This is a genomic window from Pedobacter sp. (assembly GCF_965227205.1).
Classification (GTDB): Bacteria; Bacteroidota; Bacteroidia; order Sphingobacteriales; family Sphingobacteriaceae; genus Pedobacter.
This window is the reverse complement of record NZ_OZ245727.1, coordinates 2607693-2622382: the sequence shown is the minus strand read 5'-3', so window position 1 is coordinate 2622382 and position 14690 is coordinate 2607693. Positions and strand designations below refer to the sequence as shown.

At 35.0% G+C, this 14690-nt stretch carries 14 protein-coding genes and 5 tRNA genes; 18 read left to right on the top strand and 1 reads right to left on the bottom strand.

Features of this window, described 5'->3' with window-relative positions; all coding sequences use genetic code 11:
- Positions 1–20 precede the first annotated feature (20 nt).
- On the top strand, positions 21–926 hold the full coding sequence (locus ACO05K_RS11085) for a ComEA family DNA-binding protein (RefSeq protein ID WP_421944496.1): 906 nt from the start codon (positions 21–23) through the stop codon (positions 924–926).
- A 209-nt stretch (positions 927–1135) separates the two neighbouring features.
- Entirely contained in the window at positions 1136–2287 is a 1152-nt protein-coding gene (locus tag ACO05K_RS11080) for an acyl-CoA dehydrogenase family protein (RefSeq protein WP_421944495.1), read from the top strand.
- 186 nt (positions 2288–2473) lie between these two features.
- On the opposite strand, the gene ACO05K_RS11075 is transcribed toward ACO05K_RS11080, so the two are convergent.
- Positions 2474–2830, bottom strand: coding sequence for a hypothetical protein (locus ACO05K_RS11075; RefSeq protein WP_421944494.1), 357 nt, complete (start codon positions 2828–2830; stop codon positions 2474–2476).
- Positions 2831–3403: 573 nt separating this feature from the next.
- On the opposite strand from ACO05K_RS11075, the gene ACO05K_RS11070 reads away from it, so the two are divergent.
- The 16 genes from ACO05K_RS11070 to rplJ all read left to right on the top strand — a co-directional run bounded on the left by ACO05K_RS11070 (position 3404) and on the right by rplJ (position 14665).
- A complete protein-coding gene (locus ACO05K_RS11070) occupies positions 3404–6544 on the top strand; it encodes a SusC/RagA family TonB-linked outer membrane protein (RefSeq protein ID WP_421944493.1) in 3141 nt (1046 codons plus the stop codon).
- Positions 6545–6555: 11 nt separating this feature from the next.
- Entirely contained in the window at positions 6556–8004 is a 1449-nt protein-coding gene (locus ACO05K_RS11065; RefSeq protein ID WP_421944492.1) for a RagB/SusD family nutrient uptake outer membrane protein, read from the top strand.
- Between the two features lie 145 nt (positions 8005–8149).
- A complete protein-coding gene (rpsU, locus tag ACO05K_RS11060) occupies positions 8150–8344 on the top strand; it encodes a 30S ribosomal protein S21 (RefSeq protein ID WP_231462547.1) in 195 nt (64 codons plus the stop codon).
- Between the two features lie 134 nt (positions 8345–8478).
- Entirely contained in the window at positions 8479–9363 is an 885-nt protein-coding gene (locus ACO05K_RS11055; RefSeq protein ID WP_421944491.1) for a tyrosine-type recombinase/integrase, read from the top strand.
- A gap of 14 nt (positions 9364–9377) precedes the next feature.
- The gene (hpf, locus tag ACO05K_RS11050; protein ID WP_231462551.1) at positions 9378–9725 is read left to right on the top strand and encodes a ribosome hibernation-promoting factor, HPF/YfiA family; all 348 of its coding nucleotides are present in this window, start codon (positions 9378–9380) and stop codon (positions 9723–9725) included.
- A gap of 228 nt (positions 9726–9953) precedes the next feature.
- A tRNA-Thr gene (locus ACO05K_RS11045) sits at positions 9954–10026 on the top strand.
- 35 nt (positions 10027–10061) lie between these two features.
- Positions 10062–10144 (top strand) — tRNA-Tyr (locus ACO05K_RS11040).
- Between the two features lie 77 nt (positions 10145–10221).
- Positions 10222–10294, top strand: a tRNA-Gly gene (locus ACO05K_RS11035).
- 91 nt (positions 10295–10385) lie between these two features.
- A tRNA-Thr gene (locus ACO05K_RS11030) sits at positions 10386–10457 on the top strand.
- 123 nt (positions 10458–10580) lie between these two features.
- The gene (gene tuf / locus ACO05K_RS11025) at positions 10581–11768 is read left to right on the top strand and encodes an elongation factor Tu (RefSeq protein WP_231462553.1); all 1188 of its coding nucleotides are present in this window, start codon (positions 10581–10583) and stop codon (positions 11766–11768) included.
- Positions 11769–11824: 56 nt separating this feature from the next.
- Positions 11825–11898, top strand: a tRNA-Trp gene (locus ACO05K_RS11020).
- A gap of 93 nt (positions 11899–11991) precedes the next feature.
- On the top strand, positions 11992–12189 hold the full coding sequence (gene secE / locus ACO05K_RS11015; RefSeq protein ID WP_056092816.1) for a preprotein translocase subunit SecE: 198 nt from the start codon (positions 11992–11994) through the stop codon (positions 12187–12189).
- 9 nt (positions 12190–12198) lie between these two features.
- Positions 12199–12738 carry a transcription termination/antitermination protein NusG gene (nusG, locus tag ACO05K_RS11010; RefSeq protein WP_231462584.1) on the top strand — a complete coding sequence of 180 codons (540 nt, stop codon included), beginning with the start codon at positions 12199–12201 and terminating at the stop codon, positions 12736–12738.
- A gap of 241 nt (positions 12739–12979) precedes the next feature.
- Positions 12980–13423: a 50S ribosomal protein L11 gene (gene rplK, locus ACO05K_RS11005; protein WP_010601094.1), complete on the top strand. Its 444-nt coding sequence runs from the start codon at positions 12980–12982 to the stop codon at positions 13421–13423.
- A gap of 19 nt (positions 13424–13442) precedes the next feature.
- Positions 13443–14141 (top strand): 50S ribosomal protein L1, encoded by a 699-nt coding sequence (gene rplA / locus ACO05K_RS11000; protein ID WP_121951270.1) that lies wholly within the window; start codon positions 13443–13445, stop codon positions 14139–14141.
- A gap of 2 nt (positions 14142–14143) precedes the next feature.
- Positions 14144–14665 carry a 50S ribosomal protein L10 gene (rplJ, locus tag ACO05K_RS10995; protein ID WP_231462586.1) on the top strand — a complete coding sequence of 174 codons (522 nt, stop codon included), beginning with the start codon at positions 14144–14146 and terminating at the stop codon, positions 14663–14665.
- Positions 14666–14690: the final 25 nt, after the last annotated feature.

Here is a 14690-nt window from a genome sequence, read left to right as displayed (position 1 = left end):
GATTTATATTTATAATACACATGTCATATCGTATAATGAGAATTTGGCTAAACAAAAATTTTGGTCTCAGCAAAGGCGAATTCAATGGATTACTGCTTTTAATCGTCATTATCATCTTTTTAAAATCTTTGCCTTTTGTATATAATTATTATAAACCTCTTGAGGAAGATGACTCAAGTTTAATTGCATCAATTCAATCACTGGAGGTAACTGATCAACAAAGAAATTATACCAGAAATTATATAGAAAACTCAGATGTTAAAGTTTCACATCGGTTATTCAAATTCGACCCGAATAAAATTGATGTTGAAGATTGGCAAACTTTGGGCTTATCGGCAAAGCAAGCTCAATCTATTGTAAATTATAGAAACAAAGGTGGAAAATTTTTCAAAGCTGAAGATTTGCAAAGGATGTACACTATTTCTCCAGAGATGTATAAAAAGCTTTTGCCTTATGTAGAAATTGAAAATCCAACAGATTTTAAAAAGGATTTTCAATATGAGAAAAAAGAATATGTGAAAAAAGCACCTGTGGTTATAGAACTAAATCAGGCAGATTCTGCCGCTTTAGATCAGGTAAAAGGTATAGGGCCTGCATTTGCTTTAAGGATTTTAAAATATCGCGAACGTTTAGGTGGTTTTTATAAAAAGGAACAGTTATTGGAAGTTTATGGCTTAGATTCAGCTAAATATGCAGAAGTAAAAGACCAGATTACTATTAATCCAAAAGCTTTAAGAACTATAAACATTAATACTGCCGATTTCAATCAACTAAAAACTTCGCCATATTTATCATATAAACAAATTAATGCTATCATTCAATACCGCAAACAGCATGGCAATTATAATAGTATCGATGATTTAAAGAAAATTCTGATTCTTAATCCACAGGTTATAGATAAGATAATGCCTTATTTAAGCTTTTAGAAATTGTTTTCCTCTTGATGAAGTTTAGAGTATATTTTATTAAAAAAAATAATAAAATATTAATCAGTGTTAATCAAGGTTTAAAATTAACACAAATGGTAATTGAACTAAATACCATTTCATTCTACACTTGCGCAAATATTTAATGGTAAATAACTAGAAAATAATTGTTTATCATTGCCGCATCTAACCACAAAAACACATAATTAATGAGCGTAAGCTATAATTTTTCAGAAACTGAAACGCAGGTAAATGTTAAGGCAATGGTTCGGGATTTTGCCGAAAAACACATTTGTCCGAACATAATGGAATGGGATGAGGCACAAATTTTTCCGGTAGAATTGTTTAAGCAATTAGGAGAAATGGGTTTAATGGGGGTTCTGGTGCCAGAAGAATACGGTGGCTCAGGTTTGGGCTACCAAGAATATGTTGATGTTATTGTTGAGGTAGCGAGGGTTTGCGGTTCAATCGGATTATCATTAGCTGCGCATAACTCACTTTGTACAGGCCATATTTTGGCATTTGGTAATGATGAGCAAAAGCAAAGATGGTTGCCAAAATTAGCTACAGCAGAATGGATTGGTGCCTGGGGTTTAACTGAAGCAAATACAGGTTCGGATGCTCTAAGAATGATGACAACTGCCGTTGAAGACGGTGATGATTATATAATTGACGGCTCAAAAAACTGGATAACACACGGTAAAAGTGGAGATATTGCAGTAGTTATGGTTCGTACTGGAGAGCAGGGAAGTTCAAAAGGGATTTCTGCTTTAGTTGTAGAGCGTGGAACACCTGGATTTTCAGCTGGTAAGAAGGAAAATAAATTAGGGATGCGTGCTTCAGAAACTACTGAAATGATTTTTGATAATTGCCGTGTACCTAAAGCCAATTTATTAGGGAATGTTGGAGAAGGATTTAAGCAAGCAATGAAAGTTTTAGATGGTGGCAGAATATCGATTGCTGCATTAGGATTAGGAATTGCTAAAGGTGCTTTCGATGCTGCGGTTAATTATTCAAAACAGCGTCAGCAATTTGGACAGCCAATTTCGAGCTTCCAGGCAATTAGTTTTAAGCTTGCTGATATGGCTACAGAAATTGAAGCGGCAGAATTATTAATTCGCCAGGCGGCAGATTTAAAAAACAGGCATTTACCAATGACAAAGGAATCGGCAATGGCTAAATACTTTTCATCAGAGGTGGCTGTAAAAGTTGCTACTGAAGCTGTGCAAATTTTTGGTGGGTATGGTTATACCAAAGACTTTCCAGTAGAAAAATTTTATCGTGATAGTAAATTGTGTACAATAGGAGAGGGAACCTCAGAAATTCAAAAAATTGTAATTGCAAGAGAAATATTAAGCTAAAGCTTAAATAAAATACTAACAACCAAATATATTATGAGTAAATCCGGACGGTGAATAACCTCCGGATTTTTTTTTGTAATTTTTAAAACCTTCTTTTAGTTGGTATTTGTTTTCATTAACCAATTAACCAATTAACCAATTAACCAATTAACCAATTACTGCGGCAAATCTTTAACTGAAATAATACTATCCACAACATAAACCGTAAAAACCTCTCCATGGTAAAGTGTTTTTGTATTCTTTATAATGTAGTTCGTAAAATTTTCCACTGTTTGCCATCATTTTTTCTGCAATTGCCTTGTTGCCAATTGAGAATTCGAATTCATTGTTTTGCAAAGTTCCGGTTTGCCTAGACTTGATACCACTTTGAATCAATTTGCCTTCGTAAGTTTTAAATAAGTAGCCTTTCTTTACAACGTAGTTTAATTCTCCGGCTTTAACCCCTTCACCAAAAACGAAAAAATACCTGTAATAGCAAACTGCAGCTAAAATTAGAATAACTATGATTGAGATAGAGATGATAACCTTTTTACCTGTTGTCATTTTTTAGATTTTTATGAAGCTAAAATTAATAAACTTATTTGAAATTGTGCGTTTTGCTTTTTTTGTATTATTTGTTGTCTTTTTTAGAGTTTCTATGATTTTAACTTGATGATATTGTGTTTTTGAGTTTATTTTTATTTAACTGATTATTTTTTTTAATGTTTTATGTTTTTTTATGGGTTTTTATTGATGAATGTATGTTTTTTTGAGTTTATTTTTTGTTTATTGTTAGTTTTTTAATGTGTTTTTGAAATTTATTGTAGTTTGATTAAAAATTAATTTGTTAAATTTTAATATTTATTCTTTTATTACTTATTTTTTTTGTTTTTTTAGGAAATCAAAACCTAAAACAAACTAATTTTAACCAGATATCACATTTTGTATGAGAATTTTTTAATTCTTGTCCATTTATTGTGGTATTTTTTTATTTATTGAGTTTTTTAATCGTATCCGAAGGGATTAATGTGATGTTTTTTAAGCTTTTTAGCTTATTGATCGATTATGTTAGGGTTGATGTTGTTAATAGAATACAATTTTCTCTAAATAATTAATCAATAACCTAAAATTACAAGTATGAAAGAAAAACTACTCGTTTTATTCCTTCTCGCCTTCATGAGCTTTTCGGTTCAGGCGCAACAAAAGAAGATTACCGGTAAGGTAACTTCCACTTCAGATGGCCTTCCTCTTCCAGGTGTTTCAGTAAGTGTTCCTGGCGTTAGGATAGCCGCCCAAACCGGTGCTGATGGTGTTTATTCAATCTCAGTTCCAAATAATACCACTTCATTAATTTTTCGCTTTGTTGGTTACGAACCTAAAACCGTTAGCATAAAATCAGGCGTGGTAAATGCAGCATTAACTGAAGACAATACAACATTAAATGATGTTGTAGTTACAGGTTATGGTACAATGAAAAAAAGAGATTTAGTTGGTTCGGTAACTTCGATAAGAGGAGATCAGGTGGCAAACAAACCTATACAAAGTTTTGACCAGGCTTTAGGTGGAAAAGCAGCCGGTGTGCAGGTTTCAATTCCGAATGGTGTGTTAAATAATCCTCCAGTATTACGTATTCGTGGTACAAACTCTATTTCATTAAGTTCTTATCCGCTAATTGTTATTGATGGAGTAGCAACTTTTACAGGTGATGCAAGTGGTACTAACGCTGCGGGTAATGCCTTGGCGAGTATTAATCCAAATGATATCGAATCGATGGATGTTTTGAAAGATGCATCTGCAACAGCAATCTATGGTAGTCGTGCTGCAAACGGTGTTTTGGTTATTACAACCAAAAAAGGTAAACCTGGTAAAGCTGTAGTAACTTATGATGGTTGGGCAGGTGTTGCAAATGTGCAGCGTTTGCCAGATATGATGGATGCTTTCCAGTATACAGATATCAAAAACGAAGGTTTAAGAAATGCAGGAACCTATAATGTAAATACAAATGCTTATGCTTTAACCAACGGTCCGGACGGGCAGCCGATTAATACAAATTGGTATGATTACGCTTATCGTCAAGGTGTATCATATAGTAATTCATTAAGTGTTTCTGGTGGTTCAGAATCTACTAATTATTATATGTCGTTGAACTATACCAATCAACAAGGTATCATTGTAAAAAATGATTACAAAAGATTAGGGGCAATTTTTAATGTTGATCATAAAATCAGTAAAGCATTAAGCATTGGAGCTAAACTTCAGTATTCTAATGAAGATAACTTAGCTGTAATTAGTTCAGGTTCATTATCTGGTCAGGCATTCTCTACTGCAGGTTTAGGTCGTGTTGCTTTGGTAAATGCACCTAACGTTTCACCTTATTCAAATTCTGGTGGTTATAACTTAACAGGAAATAACCTTGGTTTGATGAATAACAAGGTTTCTCAGGTTGGTTTCTATAACCCGGTTGTGCAAATCGATTTAGACCGTTCTTATAACTACTTAAATAGAATTCAATCTAATGCTTATGCACAATACAAGCCAGTTTCATGGATAAGTTTGAGAAGTGTTTTTGGTATCGATTATCTTTACTCAAACAACGATTCTTTTGCCAACCCGTTTAATGGTGATGGTTATAATGCAAACCCTGCAAATGCTGGTTCTGCAACTTTAAGTTACAGCCAAAATAAACGTTGGGTTTGGACTACCACGGCTCAGGCTGATAAAACGTTTAACGATGTTCATTCATTCTCTTTACTATTAGGAACAGAACAGCAAAAAACTACTGCTCGCTCATTTGGTGCTACAAGAACAGGTTTGTCTGATCAGGCTTTTAACGATTATACCGCTGGTTATGCTCAGTTTACAAACTCTGGTGGTTACGGAGAAAACTATCTGGTATCATTTTTTGCTCGCTTAAGTTATGATTTCAAGAAAAAATATATTTTAAACGCAACAATTCGTCAGGATGAGTATTCTGCATTTGGTCCTGATAAAAAAGCAGGTACATTCTACAGTGTAGGTGCAGCTTACGAGATTGCTCAGGAAGATTTCTGGAAAAACGGAGCGATAGGTAAAATATTCAGCAGTTTCCGTTTAAGAGGTAGTTATGGTGAAGTAGGTAATTTCAATGGTTTAGATAATTACGCTCCTAATTCATATTACAGTGCAGGTTTATTTGGCGGTGCACCAACATTAAACTTTAGTCAGGCCGGTAACTTAATGATCGGTTGGGAAACCAGTAAAAAATTAGACGTTGGTATCAACTTTGGAATTCTAAGAGACAGAATTACTTTCGAAACCGCATACTATAATAATGATATAGATGGTTTAATTTATAACGTACCTCAGGCACCGTCGGCTGGTTTGCCAAATTCACCGCAAACAAACATTGGCTCGATGTATAATAAAGGCTTCGAATTTACAGTGAATGCACAAGCAATCAACACAAAAGATTTTAGCTGGTCTCCATCGTTTAACATCACTTACAATAAAAATTTAATAACTTCATTAACTCCAACAATTGATCAGTTTACATCAGCAACATCAGGTTTAGAAACGGCTAGTATTTCGAAAGTTGGAACTTCTCTGGGGATGATTTATGTGGCTAGAACAGCAGGTGTAGATCCGGCAACTGGTCGTAGAATTTTTGTTGCTGCAAATGGCAGAAGAATGTTGTATGATCATAGTTCTCCAGTTGCAAGCAGATGGAGATACGAAGATGGAACAATTGCTCCAGGTATCACTTCTCAAGATCAAACCATTTATGGTAATTCTCAGCCTAAATTCTTTGGTGGTTTTACCAATAATTTCAGATATAAAAACATCGATTTAGGATTGACGATGACTTATCAGGCAGGTTTCTACATCTATAATGGTACACAGGCATCCATTATGGATCAGCGTTTTTGGAATAGCTCTGTAGATATATTAAACAGGTGGACAACTCCAGGACAAATCACTTCAGTTCCAAGAGTTGTTGCTGGTGATAACATGTCTAATGGTTCAGCTGTTCCGCTTGATATTAATGTTTATAAGGGTGATTTTGTGAAATTAAGAGATATTTCTCTTGGTTATACACTGCCAAATAGTTTGCTTACTAAATTGAAAATAACAAGTGCAAGAATTTATGTTAGCGGTCAAAATTTACTTATTCTAACTAAATATAATGGTACAGATCCAGAGGTTTCATCAAATGGCGGAGCTAATGCTTCTCAAGGGATTGAGCGTAACTCTGTAGCAAATGGTAGAGTATTTACAGCAGGATTAAACTTTAAATTTTAAGAATAATTAACATGAAAAAAACAATTATATATACACTTGCATTAGCTGCTGTTATGGCAACTTCTTGCAGAAAGGAGGCAGATTTAAATCCAGTATCATTAAATGCTGTTGATTTTGCTACTTCTTTCAGTACTCCGGATCGTATTAAGGCCCAGGTTTTGGGTATTTATTCTGGATTAAAAGCTGGTGATTTTTATGGTGGCCGATACATTGTTTACAATGAAGTAAGAGCTGATAATTTTATTAACCTTACTACAAATTCTGTAACTGCATATCAGGTTTGGAATTTTACAACATCAAACAATGCTCAAGAGGTAACTGGTTTCTGGGGAGCTGCATATTCAGTAATAAACCGTTGTAATTTATTTATTGATGGTATGACGGCGGGTGGTTCGGCTACTGTTGGAACAGCTTTAGCTGCCAATTACATTGCTGAGGCTAAAATGGTTAGAGCAATAGCCTATTACAGTTTGTTGCAATTATACGCTCGTCCTTATTGGGATGGTAATGGCAGCAAGCCGGGTTTACCGCTTCGTTTAAAAGGAAATTCTGGTGCAGGCGATTTTGATTTAGCTAGAAGTACTGTTGCGCAGGTTTATGCGCAGATTATAACTGATTTGAATGATGCTGAAACAGGATTACCTTTGAGTTATACCACTGCTTATGATAATACAGTTCGTGGACATAGAAATACTGCTATCGCATTTAAAACCCGAGTTTATTTGACGATGCAGCGTTATGCAGATGTAATTACTGAAGCAAATAAGATTGTTAGTGCTACAGCTCCATTCACAGCTACTACAGGTGTAGCAAATGCGCTTCAGGCAAATGTTGCAAATGTTTACAAAACACCATACACCACAACCGAATCTATTTTATCATCACCAATGGTGGTTGGAGCTGATATTGTTGGCGGGCAAACAGCTTTAGGTTCATATTTTCACTCTGTGAGAGAATATAAATTAAATGATGCCGGAATTGTGGCGGATGCTGGCTGGAAAACTACTGATGCTAGAAGGACTTTAGTTACTTCGGCTACGGTTGCCAACGTTCCAAGTCAGTTAATGAGTAAATTTACAAGCTCTCCTTACAGCGATTATGTGCCTGTTATCCGTTATGCAGAAGTATTACTAAGTTTAGGAGAGGCCTTGGCTAGAAGTACAAATAGTGTTGATGCAAGAGCAATTAGCTTACTAAATGCAGTTAGACAAAGGTCTGATGCAACGACAACCTTTAGTGCTGCCAACTTTGCAACACCACAAGCTTTATATGATGCTTTCTTAAAAGAACGTAATATTGAGTTTTTAGGTGAAGGCTTAAGAAGTCCGGATTTATTGAGATTAGGTTTGGATTTGCCTGCTAAAGGAACTGTTTCTTCTGTACCATCAACAGATAGAAGATATATCTTCCCGATTTCTCAATCAGAGTTATTATACAATAGATTAATGACAGACAATTAATAAGTTTTAAATCAATTTGTTGCTGCGGCTTAAGGTAAAAATCTTAAGCCGCTTTTTTGTTTTATCGCTTTGCTAAAAAAGTTTTTCGTTTTCAGATAAAATCCTTATGTTTGCAATCCCAAATGAGAGGAGGTATTTCAGCGTTATGATCATTATCAACATTAAAGACGGCGAATCATTAGATAAAGCCCTTAAACGTTTCAAGAAGAAATTCGAAAAAACTGGAGTTTTAAGAGAACTACGTAGCCGTCAGGCATACGAGAAAAAATCTGTAGCTCGTCGTACTGAAATTAAACATGCTGTTTATATTCAAAACATGAATCAAGATACAACTATCTAGTTGTTAAAGATATAAGTTAAATTATGCCTTCAGAATATTTTCTGAAGGCATTTTTTTTGTAAAAAAAGTCTTAATAATTTCTTAATATTAAAACTATTAGTAACTTCAATCAAGTACAAAAAAATATCTACTGTATGTTGCTGAAGAGTTTTCTAATATATCTACAACACGAAAAACGTTATTCTCAACATACGCTAACTTCATATAAAACAGATTTAGAAGGTTTTGAGCACTATATCAAAACAACTTATGAAATAGACGTTGTAGAAGTTAAACCAACCCACATAAGAAGTTTCATGGTAGCTCTGATGGAAGATAAATCTTCAGAAAGCACAATAAACCGAAAAATATCTACACTACGCAGTTTTTATAAATTTTTGCTTCGCGAAGAAAAGATTATAAAAAACCCGATGCAAATTGTAAAAGCACCAAAAATTCCGAAGCGTTTACCTGTTTTTATTGAAACAGAAAAGATCAATCAACTTTTAGATACTGATGGGATTTTTGATGATGGTTTTAATTCAACAAGAGATCATTTAGTGATAGAGCTGCTCTTTGGTGCCGGAATACGATTGTCGGAACTTATTCACTTAAAAGAAACAGATGTAGATTTTTATGCCGGAACGCTTAAAGTATTAGGTAAAAGAAACAAAGAACGGATCATACCAATAAATAAACAGCTTATAAATCAATTAAATAGCTATTTGCAGTTAAAAAAGTTGCAAAAGTTTAATAACAATTTGTTTAACTTAATCGTTACCAACACAGGTGCTGCGGCATATCCTAAATTAATATACCGCATAGTAAGTTCTTATTTAAAGCTGGTATCAACAAGTGATAAAAAAAGTCCTCATGTATTGCGCCACAGTTATGCAACAAGCTTACTTAATGCTGGCGCAGATTTAAATGCAATTAAAGAGCTTTTAGGGCACGCAAGCTTAGCGGCCACACAGGTTTACACACACAATTCAATCGAAAGATTAAAAACAATTTATAAACAAGCCCATCCAAAGGCGTAAAAAAAGGAGGAAAAATGAAAATCGGAGTTCAATCAATCCACTTCAATGCAGACAGTAAGTTGTTAGATTTTATACAGAAAAAGGCAAATAAGCTGGATCAGTTTTTCGATCAGATTATTAGTGGTGAAGTGTATTTAAAATTAGAGAACGTAGAAGACGAAGCCAATAAGATAAGCGAAATAAAGCTGATTGTGCCGGGTGGAACTTTATTCGCTAAAGAACAATGTAAATCATTTGAAGAAGCCACAGATTTGGCAATTGAATCATTAAGAAAGCAAATAACTAAGCATAAAGAGAAAACAAGGAAAAAAAATAGTGAACTTAAAAATGTTTTAATAGAAGGCGAAATATCTGATTATTAAGCATCTATTTTTCTTAAAAATACAATATGAAATAGCGGGCCTTTAAACCCGCTATTTTTTTTTAAAATTTATTTTGAAGTGAAATATAAGTGTGTATATTTGCATTCCATTTCGGAGAGGGGGTTACCCCAAAAAGAAATGATTAGTTCTTTAAAAAGATAAACTTTTAAAAAATACAGTAGTGATATAAAAAACGAAGATTTTTTGTATCATTGCACAAAATTAAAAGCCTCCTTAGCTCAGCTGGTAGAGCAACTGACTTGTAATCAGTAGGTCATTGGTTCGATTCCGATAGGAGGCTCTTTTTATTTTAAGTATAACATTTAAAATAAAGTTGGGGAGATTCCAGAGCGGCCAAATGGGACAGACTGTAACTCTGTTATCGCAAGATTTCGAAGGTTCGAATCCTTCTCTCCCCACAATAGATTTTAGATTTAAAGATTTTAGATTGACGGTGTTAAATCGTAATTCGTAAATCATCCATCGGAAATCGAAAGCGGAAGTAGCTCAGTTGGTAGAGCGATAGCCTTCCAAGCTATAGGTCGCGAGTTCGAACCTCGTCTTCCGCTCTTGGAAAGTTCAATAGTGAAATTTGCTCACTGGTTCATTTTGTAACCAAATGAACAGATGAATTGCTGAACTAATGAGCTGAATAAAAAAGCCGAAGTAGCTCAGCGGTAGAGCACTTCCTTGGTAAGGAAGAGGTCGTGGGTTCAAGTCCCATCTTTGGCTCTAATAAATTAGCTTTGTTAAATCTGTTAAATAACGCAGAAGAGGCAAGGTTTTTTGTGTTGCATTGCAAAAACAATAAATAAAATTAATAAAAAGTTAACCTACTAATTAGTTATAAATAAAATGGCAAAAGAAAAATTTGACCGCAGTAAACCGCACTTAAACATCGGTACAATCGGTCACGTCGATCACGGTAAAACAACTTTAACAGCAGCTATTACAAAATGTTTAGCTGATGCAGGTTTATCTGAGGCACGTTCATTCGAATCTATTGACTCTGCTCCAGAGGAAAAAGAAAGAGGTATTACAATCAATACAGCTCACGTTGAGTATTCAACAGCTAACCGTCACTACGCACACGTTGACTGTCCAGGTCACGCGGATTACGTAAAGAACATGGTAACTGGTGCTGCTCAAATGGACGGTGCAATTATCGTTGTTGCTGCTACTGATGGTCCAATGCCACAAACTCGTGAGCACATCTTATTGGCTCGCCAGGTAGGTGTTCCTTCATTAGTTGTATTCATGAATAAAGTGGATATGGTTGATGATCCTGAATTATTAGAATTAGTTGAAATGGAAGTTCGTGAATTATTATCATTCTATGAATTCCCAGGTGATGATATTCCTGTAATCCAAGGTTCTGCTTTAGGTGGATTAAACGGTGATGCTAAATGGGTTGGTAAAATCATGGAATTAATGGAAGCTGTGGATAACTACATTCCAATCCCTCCACGTTTAACTGAACTTCCTTTCTTAATGCCTGTTGAAGATGTATTCTCAATCACTGGTCGTGGTACTGTTGCTACAGGTCGTATTGAGCGTGGTGTAATCAACTCAGGTGATCCAGTTGAAATCTTAGGTATGGGTGCTGAGAACTTAAAATCTACAGTAACTGGTGTTGAAATGTTCCGTAAAATTTTAGATTACGGTGAAGCTGGTGATAACGTAGGTTTATTATTACGTGGTATTGAGAAAACTGATATCCGTCGTGGTATGGTAATCTGTAAACCAGGTTCAGTAACTCCTCACACAGATTTCAAAGCTGAGATCTATGTATTATCAAAAGCAGAAGGTGGTCGTCACACTCCATTCTTCAACAAATATCGTCCTCAATTCTATTTCCGTACTACAGATGTAACTGGTGAAATTTCATTAGCTGAAGGTACTGAAATGGTAATGCCAGGTGATAACGTTACAATCACAGTTAAATTAATTAACGCGATTGCAATGGAAAAAGGTCTACGTTTCGCTATCCGTGAAGGTGGTAGAACAGTAGGTGCTGGTCAGGTAACTGAAATCTTAGCTTAATTTTAAGCTATAACAATATAAAAAGAGCTAGTTTCGGCTAGCTCTTTTTTATAACCACGGGAATAGTTCAACGGTAGAATAGAGGTCTCCAAAACCTTTGATCAGGGTTCGAATCCTTGTTCCCGTGCCAAAATATAATGATTGAATTAGTGAATTTTTAATGACTGAATGTTTTTAGCATTCTTTCAATCACTAACTCAATCATTTAATCATTATAATAAATATGGCTAAAGTAGTTCAATTTATAAAAGAATCGTACGATGAAATGACCCAAAAGGTAACTTGGCCTACTTGGGGAGAGCTTCAAAACTCTGCGGTTCTTGTTTTAGTAGCCTCTTTAATTATTGCATTAATTATTTTTGCAATGGATAAAGGTTCTGTTTTTGTGTTAGATACTTTTTACAAATCACTTTCTAATTAATATACTATAATGAGCGAATTAAAGTGGTATGTTGTAAGAGCAGTAAGCGGTAAAGAGAAAAAGGTAAAACAGTATATTGATGCTGAGATTAGCCGTTTAGGATTTTCTCATTTGGTTCCACAGGTTTTAATACCGATGGAAAAATATTACCAAATGAAAGATGGTAAGAAAATTGCCAAAGAGCGTAACTTTTATCCTGGTTATGTTTTAATAGAGGCAACTTTAGATGGAGAGTTAGAGCATATCATAAAAGGAATTAATAGTGTTATTGGTTTCTTAGGCGATAAAGCAGGTAATCCAATCCCAATGCGCCAGGCAGAAGTTAACCGTATTTTAGGTGTGGTTGATGAAATGAGTGAGCAAGGCGAAACAATGAATGTTCCTTATTATGTTGGTGAAAACATCAAAGTTATGGATGGTCCATTCAATGGTTTCTCTGGGGTTATTGAAGAAGTTAATGAAGAGAAGAAAAAATTAAAAGTTATGGTTAAGATTTTTGGTCGTAAAACACCGCTTGAACTTAACTACATGCAAGTAGAAAAAGAGTAACCGGATTTACGATTGTATATTTACGAATTACGATTTTAAAATATTTAGAAGCTTTCCTCAAAAGGGAAAGCTTTTTTGTATCGTTACGTTTATAATATAAAATATTTTTTCTAATATATTGTAGGACTGCAAGATTATTCATATCTTTGCAGTCCTTTAAGCTTTATAGGAGCTATGAGGAATTAAATGTTACATGCTTCCAATATTTAACATTGAGTTTTAAATAAACAAAAAACACAAAATGGCAAAAGAAGTCAGTGCAATGATCAAATTACAGATCAAAGGCGGAGCGGCAAATCCATCGCCACCAGTAGGACCTGCATTAGGTGCTAAAGGGGTTAACATTATGGAGTTTTGCAAACAGTACAACGCTCGTACCCAAGATAAAGCAGGTAAAGTATTGCCAGTTGTAATTACTGTTTATGCTGATAAGTCATTCGATTTCATCATCAAAACCCCTCCGGTAGCTATCCAATTAAAAGATGCTACTAAATTACAGAGTGGTTCTGCTGAGCCTAACCGTAAAAAAGTTGGGTCGGTGACCTGGGACCAGATTAAAGTTATTGCTGAAGATAAAATGCCTGATTTAAATGCATTTACAATCGAATCTGCAATGAGTATGGTTGCTGGAACAGCACGCAGTATGGGAATCACCGTTTCTGGTGACGCACCCTGGAACAATTAATTAAAAAAAGTTTACAACAGTGGCGAAATTAACTAAAAATCAAAAAAAGGCACATGCTAAAATAGAAGCTGGTAAAGCTTATACTTTGAAGGATGCTGCTGCTTTGGTAAAAGAAATCACTACAACTAAATTTGACGCATCAGTAGATATTGATGTTTCTTTAGGTGTAGATCCGCGTAAAGCCAATCAAATGGTACGTGGTATTGCTACTTTACCACACGGAACAGGTAAAACTGTACGTGTTTTAGCTTTGGTAACTCCTGATAAGGAAGAAGAAGCAAAAGCGGCTGGCGCAGACTTCGTTGGTTTAGACGAGTATGTTGCTAAAATTGAAGGTGGTTGGACCGATGTAGACATTATTATCACAACACCAGCTTGTATGGCTAAGGTAGGTAAGTTAGGACGTGTTTTAGGGCCGCGTAACTTAATGCCAAATCCAAAATCAGGTACAGTAACTAACGAAGTTGGTAAAGCTGTAACTGAGGTTAAAGCGGGTAAGATTGATTTTAAAGTAGACAAAACGGGTATCATACACGCCTCAATAGGAAAAGTATCATTCCCAGCAGATAAAATTTATGAAAACGCAATGGAGATTATTTCTGTTATTTCTAAATTAAAACCATCTGCTGCAAAGGGAACTTATTTTAAAAGCATTCACGTGTCTTCTACAATGAGTCCTGGGATTGCAATTGAAACTAAATCAGTAGCGGGGATTTAATCATGAACAGAGAAGAAAAAAACGAAGTAGTTTTAGAACTACAAGGACAAATGCAAGAGTTTGGCAATTTCTATATTGCTGATACTTCTAGCCTTTCTGTTGAGCAGATTAATAACATTCGTCGCAAATGTTTTGAAGGCGATATCGTAATGAAGGTTGCTAAAAACTCTTTAATCCGCAAAGCGATTGAAGGTTTAGATGGCGATGCTTCTGAGATATACGAAGCCCTTAAAGGTTCATCATCATTATTATTCTCAAAAACAGCTAACGCTCCGGCTAAGTTGATTAAAACTTTGAGAAAAACTTCTGATAAACCAGTACTTAAAGCGGCGTACATAGATTCATCAGTTTATGTTGGCGATGACCAATTGAATAACTTAGTAAGCTTAAAATCAAGAGAAGAGCTTATTGGCGATATCATTGGATTATTACAATCACCAGCGAAAAATGTTGTATCTGCGCTTAAATCAAGTGGAGGCAAAATTGCAGGAATTGTTAAAACTCTTCAAGAAAGAGAAGGTTAACGAACACCTTAAGTTCGCAAATTAA

Coding starts and splice junctions, on each gene's coding strand:
- ACO05K_RS11085 (WP_421944496.1), top strand. CDS start 21: ATGTCATATCGTATAATGAGAATTTGGCTAAACAAAAATTTTGGTCTC.
- ACO05K_RS11080 (WP_421944495.1), top strand. CDS start 1,136: ATGAGCGTAAGCTATAATTTTTCAGAAACTGAAACGCAGGTAAATGTT.
- ACO05K_RS11075 (WP_421944494.1), bottom strand. CDS start 2,830: ATGACAACAGGTAAAAAGGTTATCATCTCTATCTCAATCATAGTTATT.
- ACO05K_RS11070 (WP_421944493.1), top strand. CDS start 3,404: ATGAAAGAAAAACTACTCGTTTTATTCCTTCTCGCCTTCATGAGCTTT.
- ACO05K_RS11065 (WP_421944492.1), top strand. CDS start 6,556: ATGAAAAAAACAATTATATATACACTTGCATTAGCTGCTGTTATGGCA.
- rpsU (WP_231462547.1), top strand. CDS start 8,150: ATGATCATTATCAACATTAAAGACGGCGAATCATTAGATAAAGCCCTT.
- ACO05K_RS11055 (WP_421944491.1), top strand. CDS start 8,479: ATGTTGCTGAAGAGTTTTCTAATATATCTACAACACGAAAAACGTTAT.
- hpf (WP_231462551.1), top strand. CDS start 9,378: ATGAAAATCGGAGTTCAATCAATCCACTTCAATGCAGACAGTAAGTTG.
- tuf (WP_231462553.1), top strand. CDS start 10,581: ATGGCAAAAGAAAAATTTGACCGCAGTAAACCGCACTTAAACATCGGT.
- secE (WP_056092816.1), top strand. CDS start 11,992: ATGGCTAAAGTAGTTCAATTTATAAAAGAATCGTACGATGAAATGACC.
- nusG (WP_231462584.1), top strand. CDS start 12,199: ATGAGCGAATTAAAGTGGTATGTTGTAAGAGCAGTAAGCGGTAAAGAG.
- rplK (WP_010601094.1), top strand. CDS start 12,980: ATGGCAAAAGAAGTCAGTGCAATGATCAAATTACAGATCAAAGGCGGA.
- rplJ (WP_231462586.1), top strand. CDS start 14,144: ATGAACAGAGAAGAAAAAAACGAAGTAGTTTTAGAACTACAAGGACAA.